Here is an 18,956-nt window from a genome sequence, read left to right on the forward strand (position 1 = left end):
CGAGCAACTTCCGCCAGCTGCCACATTGCTTTCACACGTCGATTTCATCCAGCAGAATTCGGTTGAAGTCAGTACAGAATACGGGAGCCCCCACCCATCGCTGGGGTCGGGCTTTCTTTCCGGGGAAGCAGTCGTCGATGCCGTTTGCCTAGATGGTCGGATTCACGATTACTCGCTGCGGCCCGAAGCAAGGTTTGCGTCGATCCACGATGCTACGTCGGTGACTGGAATGGCATGGCGTTGATTGAACGTCCCACTCTTGTCCCATGCGACACCCCGCCCTTGAGCAAACGCCGCACGATACTTGCGCATCATGTTGTTCGGGTCGCGCGCCAGCTCATCCAGCAAATACTGCACGCTCCACTCGGAACGACTGAAGGGGCGGCCGAGGGCCGCTTGCAGCTTGTCGGCGACCACCCCGTAAGTCACGGTGTCACCGGCCAGATATACAATTTCGTTCCGGATACGGGGTTGAGCGAACACGATCTCGGCAGTCAGCGCGCCGATATCATCGGGCGTCGTCAGCGTCACGGCGGTGTCGAGGCTGCCCAGCGCGTGGACTGCGTCGTTTTGCAGGTCAACGACACCGAAGTCTGGCTCAAACAGGTAGCTCATGAACATGCCGGTCGAGATGATGACCCACTCGGTCTCGTGCTGACTGCGCAGCAACTCGCGCACGTCCAGCTGTGCGTCGAAGATGTCCTGCGGACTGCCACGACCGATCACATCGAAGTCGACACCGAACTGCCACGGGAAGTACCTCGGGATGCGCGCCTGCAACGCCGCCCGCGCCAACTTCATCGGCGTGTCGATGCCGGCTGCGTAGCCCGCACAACCGATTACCGTGTCATATCCTGCGAATACGCCTGCGAGCTCATCAATAGAGCTCTTCACAAGATCGCCCACGACGATCTCGATCCCAAGGTCTCGAATCTCCGCGATATCATGTTGCTTGGCTGGTGCATTGGACTCAACGGCACTTGCGCGCAGCAGCACGCTGATCTTCGCGCCGGCCACGTCCTTCGCTCGACGTGCGAGATTGCGTAGCACTGGAAGGCCAAGTTCGCCAGCACCGAGCACGAGAATGTTTTGAGACGTGGCGTTAGGATCTGTTTGGTTCATCGTCTAGCCTGCTGAGAAATGTGTTGCGGCAGTCTAGCAATGCATGGACGTGTATGAAAGAAGGCACATGCGTGATACTGGGAGCCAGATAGTTGGATCGAGACGAACTTCTCCGATATTCGCAAACCGTTTGCGACGGCCTGCGAGACGATGATGACGGACTGCGGCGAGAGGTGCTCGCACACGCCGGGAGTCGTTGGTCGCTCGGTGTCGTCCACACGCTTGGCGTGTACGGCAGGCTGCGCCATGCCGAAATCGGCAGGCGCATGCACGGGGTGACTCAGCGGATGTTGACGCGCACGTTACGACAACTCGAACGTGACGGTCTGGTGCTCCGTCACGATTTCGATGAAGTGCCCCCTAGAGTCGAATACGAGTTATCCGACACGGGCATGGACCTGCTCGTTCGCATGGTCCCGTTGTGGACCTGGATTGTCGAGAATGCGGACCGCTTCAGAGAAGCGAGGCGGATTTTCGACAGCCAGAACCGCGACGCGAGCTCGTAGCTTGCCGATTGTTGATTTGCATTCCCTGCTTCCCTGGCGGGGATAAGGATTGACGTCTCTGAGTGAAAGGCTTATGGCGGCCGCGCATTTCTTACTTCGTCGTCTATCCATCCCAACGAGCCGCAACGTCCAAGATTCGCGCCCCTCGCTGATGTCTTGTTTCGGCTGGCGCACGAAGATTGATTGTTATCGGGGAAAACTGTCCTGTACTGCGAATTCTCAGTCAGCAGGTGACGCAAGCGCTAACACCGCCAACGCCAGTGTTCAAATCTTCGATGATCACGCTACGCGTCGCCAATCGGGCCGCCGAAGCACGACGGCACATTTCGACAAGGCAGAGTCTGATAGCTGAGCGGAACTGACGTTCGAATGTCCGCCGCGAGAGCGCGGTCGAACGCCCGCAAGTGGCCCGATTGGGTGAGGCCGCCAACGTCCGCTTTATGGTGCTCCAGTTCGCGAAAACATTGACTCGACTGACTGACCGGTTTGGAGGCGGCTGTCTGACCGGAGTGGGTCGCGAAGCGCCTCTCGCACGGCTCCAGAACGGCCGCTCGACGGCGCACGGGCTTGTTTGCCGACCTCGCCGAACGTTCTGGTAACGAGATAAGCTTTGTTATCACGACAGTACGATCACCCATTCAAACTCGGGTTTCGCACAACGCGTGACAGGGGTTGCCGGCGCTGCAACGGCGCCGCGCGGCAGTTGACACTGGTCTTCGCAACACCGTGGCCGGTGACAACTTTAGTTCGCGACGTGCAATCCCATGAATTCACGACGGTTTCGCTCTTCATCGCCGGCGCGAGGCGGCGAAGTGACATTTTTACTTCCCAAACGGTGACAACTTTAATTTGATCTACGGCTGGTGAGCGTGCGCTGCTATCCGGCATATCTCAGCGTCGTCGCCGACGCCCAGGAGATCGCACGCCACGAACGCAGCTTCGAGCGGCACATGACCTTCTACGACTGGCGCCATTACATCACGCTGGTTGAGCGCAAACCCGGCGCGTTGCGCAACGGCGCTCCGTTCGTCACGATGCCACAGCCGCTGCAGCAGTTGCAGCGGCACCTACTGAAGCACCCGGGAGGCGATCGCATCATGACGCAGGTGCTCGCCGCGGTGCGCGAACACGGACTCGATGCCGTGCTGCTTGCCGTGCAGGCAGCGCTGGACTCGGGACGCCCCAGTGGGGAGCACGTTCTGAACGTGCTGAGCCGGTTGAAGGCACCCACCACGAGCACCAACCTCGCGGCGACGAAACTCCAGCTTACCGAAGAGCCGGCCGCCGACGTGAGCCGCTACGAAACCCTGCGCGCCAACCCACCGGAGGACCGTCATGTCTAACGACATCGCCGCCCAACTCAAGGGGCTCAAACTGCATGGCATGGCGAGCACCTGGCCAGAGCTGCTGGCGCAGTCGCGTCACACGGAGTTCGACCCGGAGCGCTTCATGAAGCAACTGCTGATGGCTGAGACGGCGGAGCGACAGGTGCGCTCGATCGCCTACCAGATGACCGCCGCTCGCTTCCCGGCTCACCGCGACCTGAAGGGCTTCGACTTCGCGCAGGCACACGTCGACGAAGCGCTGGTTCGAGAACTCATTGACCTGTCGTTCCTCGCAAGCGCACACAACGTCGTGTTCATCGGTGGCCCCGGCACCGGCAAAACGCACCTCGCCTCAGCGATCGGAATTGAGGCCGTGCAGCGCCACGGCAAGCGCGTGCGCTACTTCTCGACCGTCGAGCTGACCAACGCACTGGAGCAGGAGAAGTCCATCGGCAAACAAGGCCAGATCGCCCATAAGCTGATGTACGTCGACCTGATGATCCTCGACGAACTGGGCTACCTGCCGTTCAGCCAGACCGGTGGCGCATTGCTGTTCCACTTGCTCTCGAAGCTGTATGAACACACGAGTGTCGTGATCACCACCAACCTCAGCTTCGGCGAGTGGGCGACCGTGTTCGGAGACGCAAAGATGACGACGGCGCTGCTGGACCGCGTCACCCATCACTGCCACATCGTCGAAACGGGCAATGAATCCTGGCGCTTCAAGTCCAGTTCTGCCAAGGCGAAGACAACCAGAAAGAGAGCAGCAAAAGCAGCAGGCAGTGAGGAGTTATCCACACCGGAATAGATGTACTACGCTGTCTCGGGGTGGGTCAGATTTAGATGAAAACGGTGGGTCAAGATTCGGTGGAAATCAACACATTCAGCGGTACCTGGATGCATTGGAGACGGCTGATCGCACTCAACCGGTCGAGGTAGAAGCGAAGACCGAGCGACTACAGGAGAAGATCGACATGCTGCGCGAACAGATGCGAGATCTGAATCGTGCAGCAGAAATCCTGAAAGGCCTCCCCGAAAAGCAGGTCTCGCTAACCGATCCCGACTCACGCTCGATGATCTCGCAGGCCAAAGGCACGGGCGTGGTTGGCTACAACGTTCAGGTAGCCGTCGACACCCGGCATCACCTCATCGTGACGCACGAAGTGACGAACGTCGGCAGCGATCGGGCGCAGTTGAGCCCGATGGCCAAGGCCGCGCGCGACGCCATGGGCAAGAAGAAGATGAAGGCACTGGCAGACCGTGGATACTTCAGTGCACCGGAAATCAAGGCGTGCGATGACGCTGGCATTGCTGCATTGGTGCCCAAATCGCAGACATCCAGCGCCAAGGCCGACGGGCGGCTCGACCGGGCTGACTTCGTCTATATCGCCGAGGACGATCAATATCAGTGCCCGGCCGGTCAACGGGCGATTTACCGATACAGTTCAGTTGAGGGCGGCAACCTGATGACCCTGCGTACCTACTGGAGCAGTGCGTGTCCGCGATGCCCGATCAAGAGCCAGTGTACGCCGGCTGATTACCGACGAATCCGGCGGTGGGAGCACGAAGCGGTGCTTGAGGCGATGCAGCAAAGGCTGGATCACCAGCTCAACGCCATGACGATACGACGCCGTACGGTCGAACATGTGTTCGGCACGCTCAAGCACTGGATGGGCGCGACTCACTTCCAGACACGCGGGCTTGGCTGCGTCGCGGCAGAAATGAGCTTGCATGTGCTGGCATACAACCTCAAGCGCGTCATCAGGATTCTGGGGTTCTCCAAGGCAATGCAAGCGATGAGGTTGGCGGCGGTATCCGGAATTCCGTGTGTGAGGCGGGTTGAGATTCAGACTCCAATGTTGAATCGTTCCGGGTAAAGCAGTGCGAACTGCGTCATCGCGCTCTTCCAATCGTGCCGGGAGCCGGTCCACTTGGCCACGACGTTGCGCAGCGCCAGCCAGATCAGTTTGAGCGCGGCCTCGTCCGACGGGAAGTGGCCGCGCGCCTTGATGATCTTCCGAAGCTGCATGTGCAGCGACTCGATCGCGTTAGTCGTATATACAATTTTCCGGATGTCAGGCGCGAAGGCGTAGAACGGAATCACCTGATCCCAGGCTCGGCGCCAGAGCGCGGCGATCGGAGGGTATTTCGCACCCCACGGGCTCGTATCGAACGCGTCCAGCGCCACGGCGGCCGCTTCGGCCGACGGTGCCCGATAGACCTCCTTGAGCGCCGCTGCGACCGATTTCCTGTCTTTCCAGCTGGCGAAGTCCAGTGAGTTCCGGATCAGATGCACGATGCAGGTCTGGACCGTCGTTTCCGGAAACACCGTGTTGATCGCTTCCGGGAAGCCCTTCAGGCCGTCGACCACGGCGATCAGGATATCCTGCACGCCGCGCAGCTTAAGGTCGTTCACTACCCTCAGCCAGAACTTGGCCCCCTCGGTCTGCTCGATCCAAAGGCCCAACACGTCGCGTGTGCCGTCGCGGCGCACGCCCAGCGCCAGGTAGATCGCTTTGTTGCGCACGACGCCTTCGTCGCGGATCTTGACTCGCAAGGCGTCGAAGAACACGACCGGGTACATCGGCTCGAGCGGCCGCTGCTGCCATTCGCGCACTTCGTCGATCACGGAATCGGTCACCGTACTGATGAAGTCCGGCGACACCTCGATGCCGTACATCTCCAGCAGGAAACCCTGAATCTCCCGCACGCTCATGCCGCGTGCGTACATCGCGATGATCTTGTCGTCAAAGCCGGTGAAGCGTCGCTCGCCCTTGGCGATCAGCACCGGATTGAAGGTGCCTTCGCGGTCGCGCGGAATCTCGACGTCGAGCAGGTCGTCGTCGGTCGTGATGCGCTTGCGGCTGGTGCCGTTGCGGTGGTTCGTGCGGCCTGCCGGCTTGGCATCGCCCTTCTCGTAGCCGAGGTGGTGGGTCAGTTCGCCGCCCAGCGCGCGTTCGAAGATTGCCTTCTTGAGCGCCGCAAGCTGCTCGTTGATCGTCGCCCGGTCCAGCGTCCCGGGCACCAGTTGCTTGATCAGCTCCGGGTCCAGGTTCAAGCCCTTTGGAGCAGCCCCCTGAAACGCCGGACACAGTCACCCACTTACAATAACGGGTAGGCATAGGACTGTGTTTTTGACTAACACTAGGCAGGAAGTGATGGAAGTGTTGACGGGCCCGGAGCGTCGGCGGCGCTGGACGGCGGAGCAGAAGCTGGCGATGGTTCGCGAGAGTTTCGAGCCGGGGAAATCGGTTTCGATGGTCGCGCGCCAGCACGGCGTGAATCCGAACCAACTGTTCCACTGGCGCAAGCTGTACCAGGGTGGGAGCCTGTCAGCGGTCAAGGCTGGCGAGGAAGTGGTCCCGGCCTCGGAACTGGCCGACGCGCTCAAGCAGATTCGCGAGTTGCAACGGATGCTCGGCAAGAAGACCATGGAGAATGAGATTCTCCGCGAAGCAGTCGAGTACGGCCGGGCAAAAAAATGGATAGCGCACTCGCCCTCGCTGCCGGAGGACGACCAGTGAAACTGGTTTGTGAAGTTCTCGGCGTGTCGCGCTCGAACGTATCGGCACGACTGTCGCGTCCGGCGACGTGGCGCGATGGCCGTCAATCGAGGCAGAGTGACGACGCGGCCGCGGTCGAGGAGATCCGCCGGGTCATTGGCGATTTGCCCAGCTATGGCTATCGCCGGGTTTGGGGCATCTTGCGCAACGAGCGCGTTGCGGTCGGACTGGCGCCGTTTAATGCCAAGCGAATCTATCGCGTCATGCGCACACATGGGCTGCTGATGCAGCGCCGACCGATTCCACCTCGGCCCCAACGTCGACACGACGGCAAGGTAGCCGTCGAGCGCAGCAATCAGCGATGGTGCTCGGACGGCTTCGAGTTCCGCTGCGACAACGGCGAGCCGCTGCGCGTAACGTTCGCGCTGGATTGCTGTGACCGTGAAGCGATGAGCTGGGCGGCTACGACGGCAGGCCACAGCGGCGACATCGTGCGCGACGTGATGCTGGCTGCAGTGGAAAATCGGTTTGGCATCGAGCTGCATACGCCGTCCGAAATCGAGTGGCTGAGCGACAACGGTTCGGGCTACACGGCCGACGACACGCGTCGGTTCGCAGTGGCCATCGGCCTGAAGCCATTGACCACGCCGGTATGCAGCCCGCAAAGTAACGGGATGGCCGAGAGCTTCGTGAAGACGATGAAACGCGACTACGTCGCCTTCATGCCGAAGCCGGACGCAGCGACTGCTGCACGCAACTTGGCCATCGCGTTCGAGCATTACAACGAGAAGCATCCCCATAGCGCGCTGAAATACCGCTCGCCTCGCGAGTTCCGGCGCTCGATGGATTCAGCAACCTTAGTGTGAGGCTGTGTCCGGTATTACAGGGTCAACTCCACCCTTGCCCGGTTCTATCGTCACTTCTTCCTTGCGTTTGCGTGGCATAAAGTGGCTCCTTGGCCATCAGTTTATGCCTCACACACAAACATTCGGATAGGCTCAGGTTGGCAGGCGCATGATCTCGCGCGTTGACGCCCCTAACTGGCATTGCACGATCAGATCCGCCGCTCGCAAACCAGTGCCCTGCAAACGCGCTCATACCCGCACCCCGCTGGTTGGTTATGACGTTTTTACACAGCCTCGGCCACAAGCGGCCCTTCGCATTCCCTTAACGAACGTCTCTTGACGAGCAGCAACTCGCTATTGTGCAGCGCGCCGTCAAAGCCCACCAAGACCCATGTATATCTCGCCATGTTCCTCCGCAAGACTTTCTTGCCATTTGCTTGTCCACCTCCAGTCCGTGCTTCTGGGCTGGCGAAATTCACAGGAATCGCAATGGACTGATTTGAAGCCTGCGCCCGGAATTGGCGCTGTATAAATATCGTCGAGCCGCCACCCTGCCATGGCGTGACCCAACTTGAGGCAGTACAGCCATTTCATCCCCGCAGACGGAAGACCGACCATCTGGGCCGGAACACCAAGCGCCTGTGCGGGAATCATCACTAGCGATTCGCAATCTCTAACGACCCGCTCAGGGTTGTAGTCAAGCAGGCCCTGTCTAATAATCTGCCCCATTTCATCATTGGGGTCGTCGACGTTAAATCCCAGAGCGAGTGCGCGAGCACGGAACGCCTCAATCTCCTGCTTCGGCGTCATCTCATGCTGTACCTGCTGGTTCTGGGCTTTGAATTCTTGCAGGTGCTTTTGGACTTGTTCCCGAAGAAGAGGGTCTTCGATACTCTCCGAGAGCACAAAGGACTCTTCAATACGCGTTGGTTTACCAGCCTCGTCGAGCGCAGAGAACGCGTTTTGGGTAATCATAGCTGCGAGAGCTTCTTGGTTTCCGGTGCTTTTTGCCACGTCGATGGCCAGATCAACGCAGAACTTGAGCCACGACGAGAGGCGATCTGCCTGACTCTCCAACTTCTCCTGTCTCAATCGAAGTGTGAACAATGCGATGGGGGGTATTAATCGTGGCAGGGCATCCATGACGGTATGATACTCACCGGCAAGAATCATCCTGTTCATCAGATGCACCGTTTTCACCACCTCGCGTGATGCACGCCCACTCGCCTGCGCACGCGAGGTTGAGACGATCCACCCCGTGAGGCTCTCACGCGGGAACCGCGTTGACGTGATGAAGTACTGATAGTCGGATTCTACTTTCACCTGTAGACGTAGCACGCGTGCCAGCGTCATCAAATAGCGCCTCAAGTGTGCAGAAGCCTTCTCGTGCCGAACTATTGTCAGCATCAACGCGTACAGGTCCGCAAGAGCCGCAAGTCCATGAGGGTTACGCCTGCCAGCTTCGACCTGAACCACTCGCTCCACGTAAAGTCCGGCGCAGATCCGCGTTTCGACCAGCTCTGTCGAAGAGTAGATCACTCGTTTCGCCGCCGCGACCAGTTCCTTGAAATTGCCCGCATGGTAAAGGCGCTCAAACTGTTCATTGAGGATGTTGAACGCTACCTTTTTGTTCTGCTCCAACAAGGCCTTCAGTGCATCGTCGTGAGAATGTTTGACCAGTGCGTCGATGGGTTCCGTTAATCTTTCCAGGGCGTGTAGGCGTAGCCCGTTCATATTCCGTTCGACAGCACTCAGCAATTCGCTGGTGCGTTCAGGGATGGTGTCTTCAGCTCGAAGATGAACCGTCACTGTCTTCTGCTTCTTTTCGCTGGCCTTGGCGAGATCCTCTGCAATTTTCTTGTTGTCTTGAAGGCTAACCCAGAAGATTTTCTTGTCGGTCACGTCAACAACGACGAGGATAATCGGTGTCTCGATCTGCTCCATGTAGTAACGTAGACGGTCGACGGACAGGTCGAACGAGATCCGCGTTCCCTGATTTATGTAGGCGACCTTTAGTTGCCCCTTGATCTGCGCCTTGAAGATAAAACCGGTAGCCTTGTCTTCAGGGCTAGCAATTTCAATTTCACCGTCCACCCCATAGTCCTCCTGGTCTTCCTGGCTACGGAAAATCCAGTTGGGTGGCAAGTGGAAGGCGAAAATTCGCCCGGCGGCTCGACCGATCTCTTTTGCGTTCATTTCAATGGGGATCCGATTTGTATTGCTGCAAGCTGGCCGTTCGGCGACCGAGCGTGCACCCGCTTTCTTTCGCCGAATACTTTGTTGCCAACTATTCTAATCAGACCCACTGGGGGGCACAAATGGCTGCAGCAAAAGGCATCAGGCTGCCAGCATGAATGACAAGAACCGGTTTCCGAAAGCTGACATTCCCCGCATGGGTGCGAGTGACCGAACGGGGTGGTGGATTCAACCGGTCGATGCAACAGCTTGATGGAATCGTTCAGCCGGTGTATCGAAGTTTAGTGTCTTGCGGGGACGTTCGTTGAGCCGTCGGGCAATGGCGTTAAGCTTGGCCTGCGAGTAGGTAGAGAGGTCCGTTCCTTTTGGGAGGTACTGTCTCAGAAGCCCATTCGTGTTTTCGTTCGTGCCGCGTTGCCAGGGATGCTGGGGATCGCAGAAGTAGACCTTGATGTCCGTCGCGACAGTGAAGCGCTTGTGGCCAGCCATCTCCGTACCCCGATCCCACGTCAGCGATTTATACAATTCCTGCGGAAGCTTGCCGGCGTGTCTTATCAGAGCATTGACGACAGCGTCAGAGTCCTTGCTGGCAATCTTCACCAACATCACGAACCGGGTCTGGCGTTCGACGAGTGTTGCAATCTGACTGTTGGCGTTGCCGAACAGAAGATCGCCTTCCCAGTGCCCGGGTATTGCTCGATCCTCGGCCGTGCCCGGGCGTTCACTGATCGATATGGCATCGCGGATGTTCGTGCGGTCCTCGGTCTTTAGTGTGTGTTGACGCGATCGACGCATCGCCCGAGAACGGCGCAGGTGTTCCAGCAGTTCTCTTTTCAGCGCACCACGGGCCTGGATATAGAGGCTCCGATAGATAGTCTCGTGCGACACCTGATAGTCCTTGTTGACCGCATACACGTGCTTGAGCCAACCCGCAATCTGCTCCGGCGACCACTGCAATCGGAGCTTGCTTGCCACAACCTGGGCGAGTGTCCGATTCCTGACCAGCTTACATGTCTTTGGGCGCCGTGCGCGGTCCCAGGCGAGCGCGTCGGCCTGGGTCGCCCGATAGTACTGCCTTCCGCCATTTCGCTGCACTTCGCGGCTGATAGTAGATGGCGCACGTCCTAACCGCGCCGCTATCGATCGAATCGACTGGCCGGCGACGACTGCGCGCGAGATTTCCTCGCGTTCGGCAAGCGTCAAGGCCAGCTTTGAACGGTGTCGAGGCGCTGGCTGTATTCCGCCAGTCCTGACGAGAATCCCCTGAATAGAGGAATGGTGGCGATCGAACAGTTGGGCAATCTGATGAAGCGTGTCACCCTTGCGCCACCGCTCCCACATCAGGGCCTTTTGAGTCTCGGTGTAGTAGATCCTGCGCCGCTGTTTTATTTGCAACACCTCCACTGCATACGCAGCGTCTAGTGTGTTGCATCGACCGGTTGAATCCACCGTCGTTCAGAGTCGTTCGCGGCGCGCCAGAATGGCCATTCGCTGTCTCGTACAGCTCCTGACGTTGGGCTAATGCGCAAGCAGGATAGTGGAACTTATCCCGCCAGCGATGTTGCGTGCGTTCGTGGCTGCGCCGCGCTAGGTTAAAGCGATGCACCGCCGCACATGACGATCTGTTGGCCGGTGATTGCGCTTGCATCAGGGCTCAGCAAAAAGCCGGTCAGCGCGGCGACTTCCTCGGGCGTGATGAATCGCCCGATCGGTGGACGCTTCGGGGGTGTTGCCGCGCGCGCCGGATCGCGCAGGAACGGCGTGTTCGTTGCACCGGGCGCGACGACGTTGACGGTGATGCCCTTCGGCGCGAGTTCAGCCGCCCACGATCGCGCGAGGCCCACCAGCGCGGATTTGGTCGCCGCATACTGGCTGCGCGTGGCCGCGCCGTTGGCGGTGCGGCTGCCCAGCAGCACGATGCGTCCGCCGGCCGGCATCCGTGGCACCAGGCGATCGGCGAGAAACGTCGCGGCTTCGACGTGCAGCCGCCACATCGCCGCGCCGTCGTCATGCGACAGCTGGCCGAGCGGCGCGGTGCGCATGAAGCCCGCCGCATGCACGAGCGTGTCGACCGCGCCCAGCGCGTCGCACACAGGCGCGAGCGCCACAAAGTCGGTGACGTCGACCGGCACGATCGTCAGCGAATCGTGCGCCGTTTCGACGTGCGACCGGCACAGTCCGGTGACGCGCCAGCCGTCGGCGAGCAGCCGCTCGACGATTGCGCGGCCGATTCCCGACGACGCACCGGTGACGACGGCATGACGTGAAACCGAACCCGACTGCTCCCGTTGCGCCACGATCTCTCCCGTTACGTTTGAACCTGCGGTGAACTGCCGGAGGCGGTCGCCGGTTTTGTGCCGACTGCGTGAACCGTGACCCGCGCCTGCGCATGAAACGGTTCGAGTTGCTCGTGCAGCGCGCCGTCATCCGTCACGAGCGTCCAGTCGCGCTCGAGTGGCGTCCAGTGTTGCTGGCTTGCGCGCCCGAGCTTGTCCGCCGTCACGAGCACGAAGACCTCGGCGGCCTGCCGCATCACGCACTCCTTCAGATACGACTGCTCGCTGCTTGCCTCGCACAAGCCCAGTTCGGCGACCACGCCATCGGCGCCTAGGAAGGCCTTGTCGACGCTCAACCGGCTCAGCGCGATCTGCGCGAGCGGCCCGAGCGTGCTCATGCTGGACGACCGCACGTCGCCGCCGATTACCGTCACCGGCACGCCCGACGACGCGAGCGGACTCACGACGAGCAGGTTGTTGGTGACCACGTGCACGTCCGTCCGTCCGGCAAGCAGGCGCGCGAGCGCCGCCGTCGTGGTGCCGCCGTCGAGGAACACGGTGTCGCCGGCTTCGACGAACGCGCTCGCCGCGTGCGCGATCGCTTCCTTCTGCTCCTGCGAGCTGATGCGCCGTTCCTCGAGCGACGCCTCCGGCTCGTGGCCGCCCACCGCGGCGGCACCGCCGTACGTGCGAAGAATGCGGCGGTCGCTCGCCAGCGCCCGCAGGTCCCGGCGCACCGTCGCTTCCGACATCCCGAAGTGCTCGCACAACGTCGCTACGTCCGTCATGCCACCGAGCACGGCCTGCAGCATCGCCTCCCGGCGCCTGGTCACTTTCATGTGCGTGAATTCCTGGTCTGATCGAATGGGCGCGCTGGTCCGCGCCTCGCGACCGACAAGTTTATCCAATTGCCGCGGTGACCGGCCAGTGGCACCGGCGGGCATCACCGACCGCGAACCCACGCTTCGTCGACGCGCACGTACTTGATCTTCTGGCGGAACCAGGTGAAGGCGATGTGCAACGCGCCGTCCGCCGACTGCACGATGGACGGATACGAATATTCCCGGTTGCGCTGGTCCGCCGAATTGTTCGTCATGCAGTAGCCGTCGCCGATTTCCAGGTTGCGGCGGCGGCGCCACGTCCTGCCGCCGTCCTCGGAGATGGCCAGCGACATCGGCGCGCGCGGCGCACCCCAGAAGGCGGTGCCGTGCGCGGACGCCTTCTGGTCGCGCAGCTCGCCGCTGTCCTCGGAGTCTTCGATGTCGTCGTACAGCGATGCGCGGCGCGCCTTGCTGTGCGACGCATCGCTTTCGTTGAACACGAGCGCGAGGTGACCGTTGTGCAGCACAGTGAACTGAACCGACGAGTTGTTGTTCGGCACGTCGGTCGGCTCTGGCGCGCTCCACGTGCGGCCGTCCGTCGAGCGGCTCGCGTAGACGAAGTCCGCCCAGCGGCTGCGGTAGAGCGCCAGCAGCGAGCCGTCGTGCAGCACGTGAACGTTCATGTGCACGCAGCCGACGCTGTCCGGTACCTCGTGCAGCGTCCACGACGCACCCTCGTCGTCGGACACCATGACCGCGCTGACGTCGTCGTTGCCGACCCAGCGTTCGCCGGGCTCCGTGCGGCACAGGAAGATCGGGCAGATCCACGTGCCGCTGTCGAGCGCGACGATCGGCTGGCGCACGAACGTGCCCGGGCGGTCGAACAGCGTTTCGACGGGGCCCCAGGTGATGCCGTCGTCCATCGACACGCGGCGGCGAACGATCGCGGTGTTCTGGTGGCCTGACAACTGCGCGGTGTAGATCAGCCACAGGCGGCCGTCCGGTGCGGTGAACAGCACCGGGTTCTGTTCGGAGCGGGTCGGGTCGTCCGACAGCTTCCGGGGCTGCGACCACTCGCTCGTCCCGGCCGCGAGACGCGACAGGTAGATGGACACGTCGGGAATGCCTTCCTGGGTACCGCCGAACCAGACGCACAGCAGGTCGCCGTTCGCGAGGGTGTGCAGGTTGGCCGCGTGGTTCTGCACGCATGCGGTCGGCAGAAACGCTTCTTGCCGTTCCGCGTCCGCATATGCCGTGCGAACGCAATGATCCGACGCGGCGCTCGCCGCTTCAACGAGGTTCGTGCTCATGAAATATCTCTGAGGTTGCGAGGTTAGTGCGATTCGCGGTGCGTGAGGCGCTTGTCGCGCAGGTTCGAGTCCTCGCCATGGAACAGCAGCTTGCCGACGACCAGCACGATGGCGGGCGACACGAGTGCGACGTACATGTTGTCGATGCCGAACGGATTGCCGAGCAGGTACCAGAGCGTCGTGGCGATCGTCGCGACGATCAGGGCCGACACGGCGCCGCGCTTGCAGCTGAAGAACGGCAGGTAGATGCCGATCAGCGCGACGATCGAGACGGACAGGCGAAGCGCGCGGCTGAAGAACGACAGCGCGAGGATCTGCGGGACGAACAGCACGAAGATCAGCGGCAGGAAGCCGACGACCAGCGAGATCCAGCGCGTCATTCTCAGTTCGACGTCCGGCGTCGGATGGAAGCGCGGTACGTAGAAGTCCTTGACGATCAGCGATGCGATGGCCAGCGCCACGGTGCAGACGCTCACGAAGATCGATGCCACCAGCGACGTCGTGACGATGCCGGCCAGGATCGGGTTCATGTGCTGCAGGAACACCGGCAGCGCGTACAGGCTCTTGATGTTCGGGTACAGGTACTTCGCCGTCACGCCGATGAAGCCGAGCGCGAGCCCGATCGGCACGCACAGGAATGCGGCGATCAGCGAAGACGCACGCGCGCCCTCGGGGCTGCGGGTGGCCGAGATGGCCTGGATGATGAACTGCGTCGAGAAGATCGCGCCGGCCGTGCCGATGATCCACGCGCCGATCGTGCCGCCCGACAGCGCACCGCTCCATGTGAAGTAGTGCGCGGGCATGTGCTGCGCCATCGGCGCGATGCCGCCCGACAGCTTCCACGCGACGCCCACCAGGATCGCGATCCCGAGCAGCTTCACCGCGCTGTGGACGACCGTCAGGTACGCGACGCTCTTGAGGCCGCCCCAGACGAAGTAGATGGTGCTGACGATCGCGGTGATGACGGCGGCCGTCGGCAGGTTGATGTGCATGACCGTGGAGATTGCCGCCGCGCCGCTCACGTAGTTGCCGACGTTCACGACGAACAGCGCGTAGATCATGATCGCCGAGACGGCGAGCTTGGCTCCGTGGCCGTAGCGTTGCGCGATGAAACCGGAGATCGTGAACTCACCGGACGCATACAGGCGCTTGGCCATGAACAGGCCGAACAGCAGAAAGCCGATGGCTGCCGCGAGGACCGACCACGACGCCGCGATGCCGGCCGAGAAGGCCTCCTGCGAGGTCCCGACCGTCGATTTCGCGCCGATGAATTCGGACATCAGCAGGATGGCGACCACCAGCGCGGGCATCGACCGCCCGGCCACCATGAACTGTTCGGAATTGCGACTGCGCAGGCGAATACTGATCAGGCTGGTAATCACGATGTAGATGACAACCATGCCGATGATGGTGGCTGTATCCCAGGAACTGAAGGTGGCCATCGTTTGTCTCCACGTTACCTTCGGTTGATGTACGTTCGGGTGCGTCGAGCGATCCGGCATGTGTCTGCCGGTATCGCTCCCGGGTCGATGCGTGTCGTGCTTGTGCCGCTTGTGTCGCTCGTGTCGCTTACGCGGCGGTGGCGACGGGCGACGACTCGTTGCGTCGTGTCGCAAGATCCACGGCCTGGCGGAAGGCTTCCAGCAGGCTGCGTTCGTCGGCGATGCCCTTGCCGGCGATGTCGAACGCGGTGCCATGGTCGACCGATGTGCGGATGACTGGCAGGCCGACCGTCACGTTCACGCCGGCTTCGAGGCCCATCACCTTCACAGGCCCGTGTCCCTGGTCGTGATACATCGCGACGACCACGTCGAAATCGCCGCGGCCCGCACGGAAGAACAGCGTGTCCGCTGGCAGCGGGCCTTCCACGTCCCACCCGCGCGCCTGCAGGAGTTGCACCGCCGGCACGATCTTCTCTTCCTCCTCGCCGTAGCCGAACAGGCCGTTCTCGCCGGCATGAGGGTTGATCCCGCACACGCCGATGCGCGGATTCGCGATGCCGGCGCGAACCAGCGTGTCATGGGCACGTTCGATCGTGCGTTGCACGAGGCCCGGCTCGATCTTGCGGATCGCGTCGAGCAGGCCGATGTGCGTCGTCACGTGAATCACGCGGAGATTCGGCGCGACCAGCATCATCGACACTTCGTCGATGCCCGTCAGGTGTGCGAGCATTTCCGTGTGGCCGGGGAAAATATGCCCGCCGGCATGCAGCGCTTCCTTGTTGAGCGGCGCGGTGCAGATTGCGTCGAGCTCGCCTTTCGACGTCAGTTCGACGGTGCGGGCGATGTATTGATAGGCGGCGTCTCCCGCGACGGGCGACAGCTTTCCGTACGGCAGGTCCGCCGGAATGAGCGCGAGGTCGATGCAATCGACGACCCCCACGCGGAACGCGCCGCCGGACGGCTGGCCGACCGTGCGAACCTCGAGATCGACGCCCGCCCGGCGACCGGCGTCCCGCAAGCGCGCGGCGTCGCCGATGACCACGGGGCGGCACTGCTCGTACACGGACGCATGGGCGAGGCTCTTCATGATGATTTCCGGTCCGACGCCGGCCGCGTCGCCCATGGTGATGCCGATGATGGGACGGTTGTCCATGGCAGTTCCCTTCACTGATTGGATTGCGCCGTGTCGGCCGTCTTGCGTGCATTCGCAAGCCGACACCAGGCGTGATGGATCGATTCGGGCCGGCCGAAGCCGCCCGCTTTGGTCACGACGGGGAGTGCCTTGCCTTGCAGCTGGCATTCGAGCAGCGGCATGCCGTCCTCGATTTCGTCGACGACCCGCAACGCGCTCGCGCCGGCCGCGGTGAGCAGTGCGCGCGCCGTCTCGCCTCCCGTTGCGATGATTCCGCCTGCATAGGGCACGGCGGGCGCCAGCAAGGTCGCGAGACGGTTGCAGAACAGCAGCCCGTCCTTCACGTCGCCGCGCTGCGCCTGGCTCAACGACACCACCACATGGCGGCCGCGACGCAGGGCCTCGCATACGACCGTCGTTACGTCGCTATGTGGAGCGTCGAGCGCCGCGAGTGCGACTTCAAGCGCGACGAGGTCGGTGCCGGCGTTCGCCTTGAGGCAGTCCAGTTGCGCATGCGAAACGCTCGACATGCTGCCGACGACGGTGAGCACGGGTCCTTGCGGATCCTGACTGTCGACCGCCTTGCCCGTCATGCTGCGCGGCGGCTCCAGCGCTTCGATGACGGCAGGGGCCAGGCCTGCCGAGCCGACCCAGAAGACGTGCTCGAGCGTGACGGATGCGCGGGCGATTCGTTGCAAATCCTCGTCGGACTCCGCATCGCACACGACGGCTTGCACTTCGTCTGACTGCAGTTGCCGCAGGAGTGCCGCGAGCGTGTCCGGTTCGCCGCGTACCGCATCGATTGACGCATGCGCGATGCGCAGATGTTCGGCGCAGAGCAGCGCAACCAGGTCGGCCTTGCCCGGGATGTTCTCGTTGCGCCAGTATTCGCTTGCTTCGACCGGTACGCCGCGCACCCATTGCCGCCCGTCGCGGGTGGTACGGCCGGATGCCGGGTAGGCGGGGCACACGATCGCCATGCCGAGGCGCGACGCCAGCGCGGCGACCTCAGCCGCGACATTGCCCCGCAGCGTGGAGTCCACCTTCTTGTAGATGCGCATGCCGGCACGCGACAGCGAATCGACGGCGGCGACGTTGCGTCGGGCCGCCTCTTCCTTCGACGTACGGCGCGCGTCCACGTCGACCGACAGAATGTCGATGCCGCTCGCCTGGGCCGGTGCGCGCTCCGCGTCGAGCAGAACCATGGCCGTCAAGCCGTGACGCAGCCCGGCCACCGCGCAATCGGCCGCGCCCGACAGGTCGTCGGCGACGATCAGGAGCCGTGCAGCACTCTGTGCGACTGCGTTCATGGCAGCAGGCGGCTGTAGATGGACTTCATGTCGTCGAGCGTCAGCGCCTTCGGGTTGTTGCCAAGCAGGCGCTTGACCTTCGATGCAGCGTCCGCGAGCGCGTCGAGATGTTCTTCGGACACGCCGAACTTGCGCAGGTCCTGCGGAATGTCGACGGCTGCGGTCCATTCCTCCATCTTGTCGATCAGCTTGCGTGCCGCGACCGCGTCCGGGTCGGCCTTCGACGCCAGATCGAGTGCGCGCGCAACGTTCGACAGCCGGCCTTCGATCGCATCGAGATTGAACGCCATCACATGCGGCAGCAGCATCGCGTTTGCCACGCCATGCGTGACGTTGAACATTCCGCCGAGCGGGTAGGCGAGGGCATGCACCGCTGCGGTACCGGCGGCGGTGAGTGCGAGGCCGCCGTACATCGACCCGAGCATCATCGCTTCGCGTGCCTTCAGCGACTGGCCGTTCTCGTACGCTTCGACGATGTTCGCGCCGATCAGGCGCATCGACTCCATCGCGTACATGTCGCTGACCGGGTTCGCCTTCGTCGAGATGTACGACTCGAGCGCGTGCACGAATGCGTCCATCCCGGTCGCGGCCGTGATCGGCTTCGGCAGGCCGAGCGTCAGCTCTGCATCCAGAATGACGATCTGCGGCAGCAGGTGACGGCTGACGATCCCGACCTTCAGCGATTCGTCCGGCAGCGTCACGATTGCGTTGGGCGTGACTTCGGAGCCGGTTCCGGCCGTCGTCGGCACCAGGATCATCGGCATGCCCGGATGCTTGATCAGGTCGATGCCCAGCCAGTTTCGCAGCGGTTCGTCGTTGGTCAGCCGCACCGAGAACAGTTTTGCCGCATCGAGCACGCTGCCGCCGCCGATCGAGAGAATCGCCTGCGGCGCAAACGGCTCGATCTGCTCCTTGAAAACTGTCTCGACGTTGCCAATGGTCGGTTCCGGCTCGACGCCGCGAATGATGCGAACCTCGATGTCTTTCGCGTTGAGCGATTCGATCACGCGATCGGCGATGCCGAGTTCGTCCATCGCAGGTTGCGTGATCAGCGCAATGCGCTCGACCGCCGTATCGAGCAGCGACAGCTTGTCGGGAAGCGTGGCGAGGCTGCCGGCGCCATGGACGATGTGCTTGACGGTCTGGAAGTGATAGGTAGTCATGCTGG

General features: G+C 62.0%; 14 protein-coding genes and 2 pseudogenes. 5 read left to right on the top strand and 11 right to left on the bottom strand.

Features of this window, described 5'->3' with window-relative positions; translation table 11 throughout:
• Positions 1 to 168: 168 nt before the first annotated feature.
• Positions 169 to 1,122: an aromatic alcohol reductase gene (locus DIE16_RS30580; RefSeq protein WP_062885773.1), complete on the bottom strand. Its 954-nt coding sequence runs from the start codon at positions 1,120 to 1,122 to the stop codon at positions 169 to 171.
• Positions 1,123 to 1,214: 92 nt separating this feature from the next.
• Between DIE16_RS30580 and DIE16_RS30585 the strand changes: the two genes are divergently transcribed.
• The 4 genes and pseudogenes from DIE16_RS30585 to DIE16_RS30600 form a co-directional block, all read left to right on the top strand.
• Positions 1,215 to 1,628, top strand: a complete 414-nt coding sequence (locus tag DIE16_RS30585) for a helix-turn-helix domain-containing protein (RefSeq protein WP_062885772.1) — start codon at positions 1,215 to 1,217, stop codon at positions 1,626 to 1,628.
• 863 nt (positions 1,629 to 2,491) lie between these two features.
• Positions 2,492 to 2,971, top strand: a pseudogene (locus DIE16_RS30590) (IS21 family transposase); the annotation flags it as partial.
• The gene (gene istB / locus DIE16_RS30595; protein ID WP_124523029.1) at positions 2,964 to 3,761 is read left to right on the top strand and encodes an IS21-like element helper ATPase IstB; all 798 of its coding nucleotides are present in this window, start codon (positions 2,964 to 2,966) and stop codon (positions 3,759 to 3,761) included. The pseudogene DIE16_RS30590 and the gene istB, both read left to right, overlap by 8 nt.
• A gap of 67 nt (positions 3,762 to 3,828) precedes the next feature.
• Positions 3,829 to 4,761, top strand: a pseudogene (locus tag DIE16_RS30600) (transposase); the annotation flags it as partial.
• 38 nt (positions 4,762 to 4,799) lie between these two features.
• On the opposite strand, the gene DIE16_RS30605 reads toward DIE16_RS30600, so the two are convergent.
• Entirely contained in the window at positions 4,800 to 6,047 is a 1,248-nt protein-coding gene (locus tag DIE16_RS30605; RefSeq protein ID WP_124894021.1) for an IS256 family transposase, read from the bottom strand.
• A gap of 64 nt (positions 6,048 to 6,111) precedes the next feature.
• Here DIE16_RS30605 and DIE16_RS30610 point away from each other — a divergent pair.
• Positions 6,112 to 7,322, top strand: a protein-coding gene (locus DIE16_RS30610; RefSeq protein ID WP_112750314.1) for an IS3-like element ISBcen6 family transposase whose coding sequence is annotated in 2 segments (ribosomal slippage) — positions 6,112 to 6,427 and positions 6,427 to 7,322 — 1,212 coding nt in all. Because the reading frame shifts where the segments join, the coding sequence is not laid out codon by codon here.
• A 351-nt stretch (positions 7,323 to 7,673) separates the two neighbouring features.
• Here DIE16_RS30610 and DIE16_RS30620 read toward each other — a convergent pair.
• The 9 genes from DIE16_RS30620 to DIE16_RS30660 all read right to left on the bottom strand — a co-directional run bounded on the left by DIE16_RS30620 (position 7,674) and on the right by DIE16_RS30660 (position 18,951).
• Complete coding sequence (locus tag DIE16_RS30620; protein WP_124894023.1) at positions 7,674 to 9,497, bottom strand: DUF4365 domain-containing protein; 1,824 nt, start codon at positions 9,495 to 9,497, stop codon at positions 7,674 to 7,676.
• Positions 9,498 to 9,725: 228 nt separating this feature from the next.
• Positions 9,726 to 10,886: an IS30 family transposase gene (locus tag DIE16_RS30625; protein WP_124573287.1), complete on the bottom strand. Its 1,161-nt coding sequence runs from the start codon at positions 10,884 to 10,886 to the stop codon at positions 9,726 to 9,728.
• 203 nt (positions 10,887 to 11,089) lie between these two features.
• Complete coding sequence (locus DIE16_RS30630; RefSeq protein ID WP_124523033.1) at positions 11,090 to 11,794, bottom strand: SDR family NAD(P)-dependent oxidoreductase; 705 nt, start codon at positions 11,792 to 11,794, stop codon at positions 11,090 to 11,092.
• 11 nt (positions 11,795 to 11,805) lie between these two features.
• Positions 11,806 to 12,612: a DeoR/GlpR family DNA-binding transcription regulator gene (locus tag DIE16_RS30635; RefSeq protein ID WP_124523035.1), complete on the bottom strand. Its 807-nt coding sequence runs from the start codon at positions 12,610 to 12,612 to the stop codon at positions 11,806 to 11,808.
• Positions 12,613 to 12,716: 104 nt separating this feature from the next.
• Positions 12,717 to 13,904: an exo-alpha-sialidase gene (locus DIE16_RS30640; RefSeq protein ID WP_124523037.1), complete on the bottom strand. Its 1,188-nt coding sequence runs from the start codon at positions 13,902 to 13,904 to the stop codon at positions 12,717 to 12,719.
• Between the two features lie 23 nt (positions 13,905 to 13,927).
• Positions 13,928 to 15,346, bottom strand: a complete 1,419-nt coding sequence (locus DIE16_RS30645) for a sodium:solute symporter family protein (protein WP_124894024.1) — start codon at positions 15,344 to 15,346, stop codon at positions 13,928 to 13,930.
• 127 nt (positions 15,347 to 15,473) lie between these two features.
• On the bottom strand, positions 15,474 to 16,499 hold the full coding sequence (gene pdxA, locus DIE16_RS30650) for a 4-hydroxythreonine-4-phosphate dehydrogenase PdxA (protein ID WP_124523041.1): 1,026 nt from the start codon (positions 16,497 to 16,499) through the stop codon (positions 15,474 to 15,476).
• An 11-nt stretch (positions 16,500 to 16,510) separates the two neighbouring features.
• Positions 16,511 to 17,788 carry a four-carbon acid sugar kinase family protein gene (locus tag DIE16_RS30655; protein ID WP_124894025.1) on the bottom strand — a complete coding sequence of 426 codons (1,278 nt, stop codon included), beginning with the start codon at positions 17,786 to 17,788 and terminating at the stop codon, positions 16,511 to 16,513.
• Positions 17,785 to 18,951: an iron-containing alcohol dehydrogenase gene (locus tag DIE16_RS30660; protein ID WP_124523045.1), complete on the bottom strand. Its 1,167-nt coding sequence runs from the start codon at positions 18,949 to 18,951 to the stop codon at positions 17,785 to 17,787. Before DIE16_RS30660 ends, DIE16_RS30655 begins: the two co-directional genes overlap by 4 nt.
• Between the last annotated feature and the right edge of the window lie 5 nt (positions 18,952 to 18,956).

It is taken from the genome of Burkholderia sp. Bp9090, assembly GCF_003857985.1.
Taxonomy (GTDB): Bacteria; Pseudomonadota; Gammaproteobacteria; order Burkholderiales; family Burkholderiaceae; genus Burkholderia.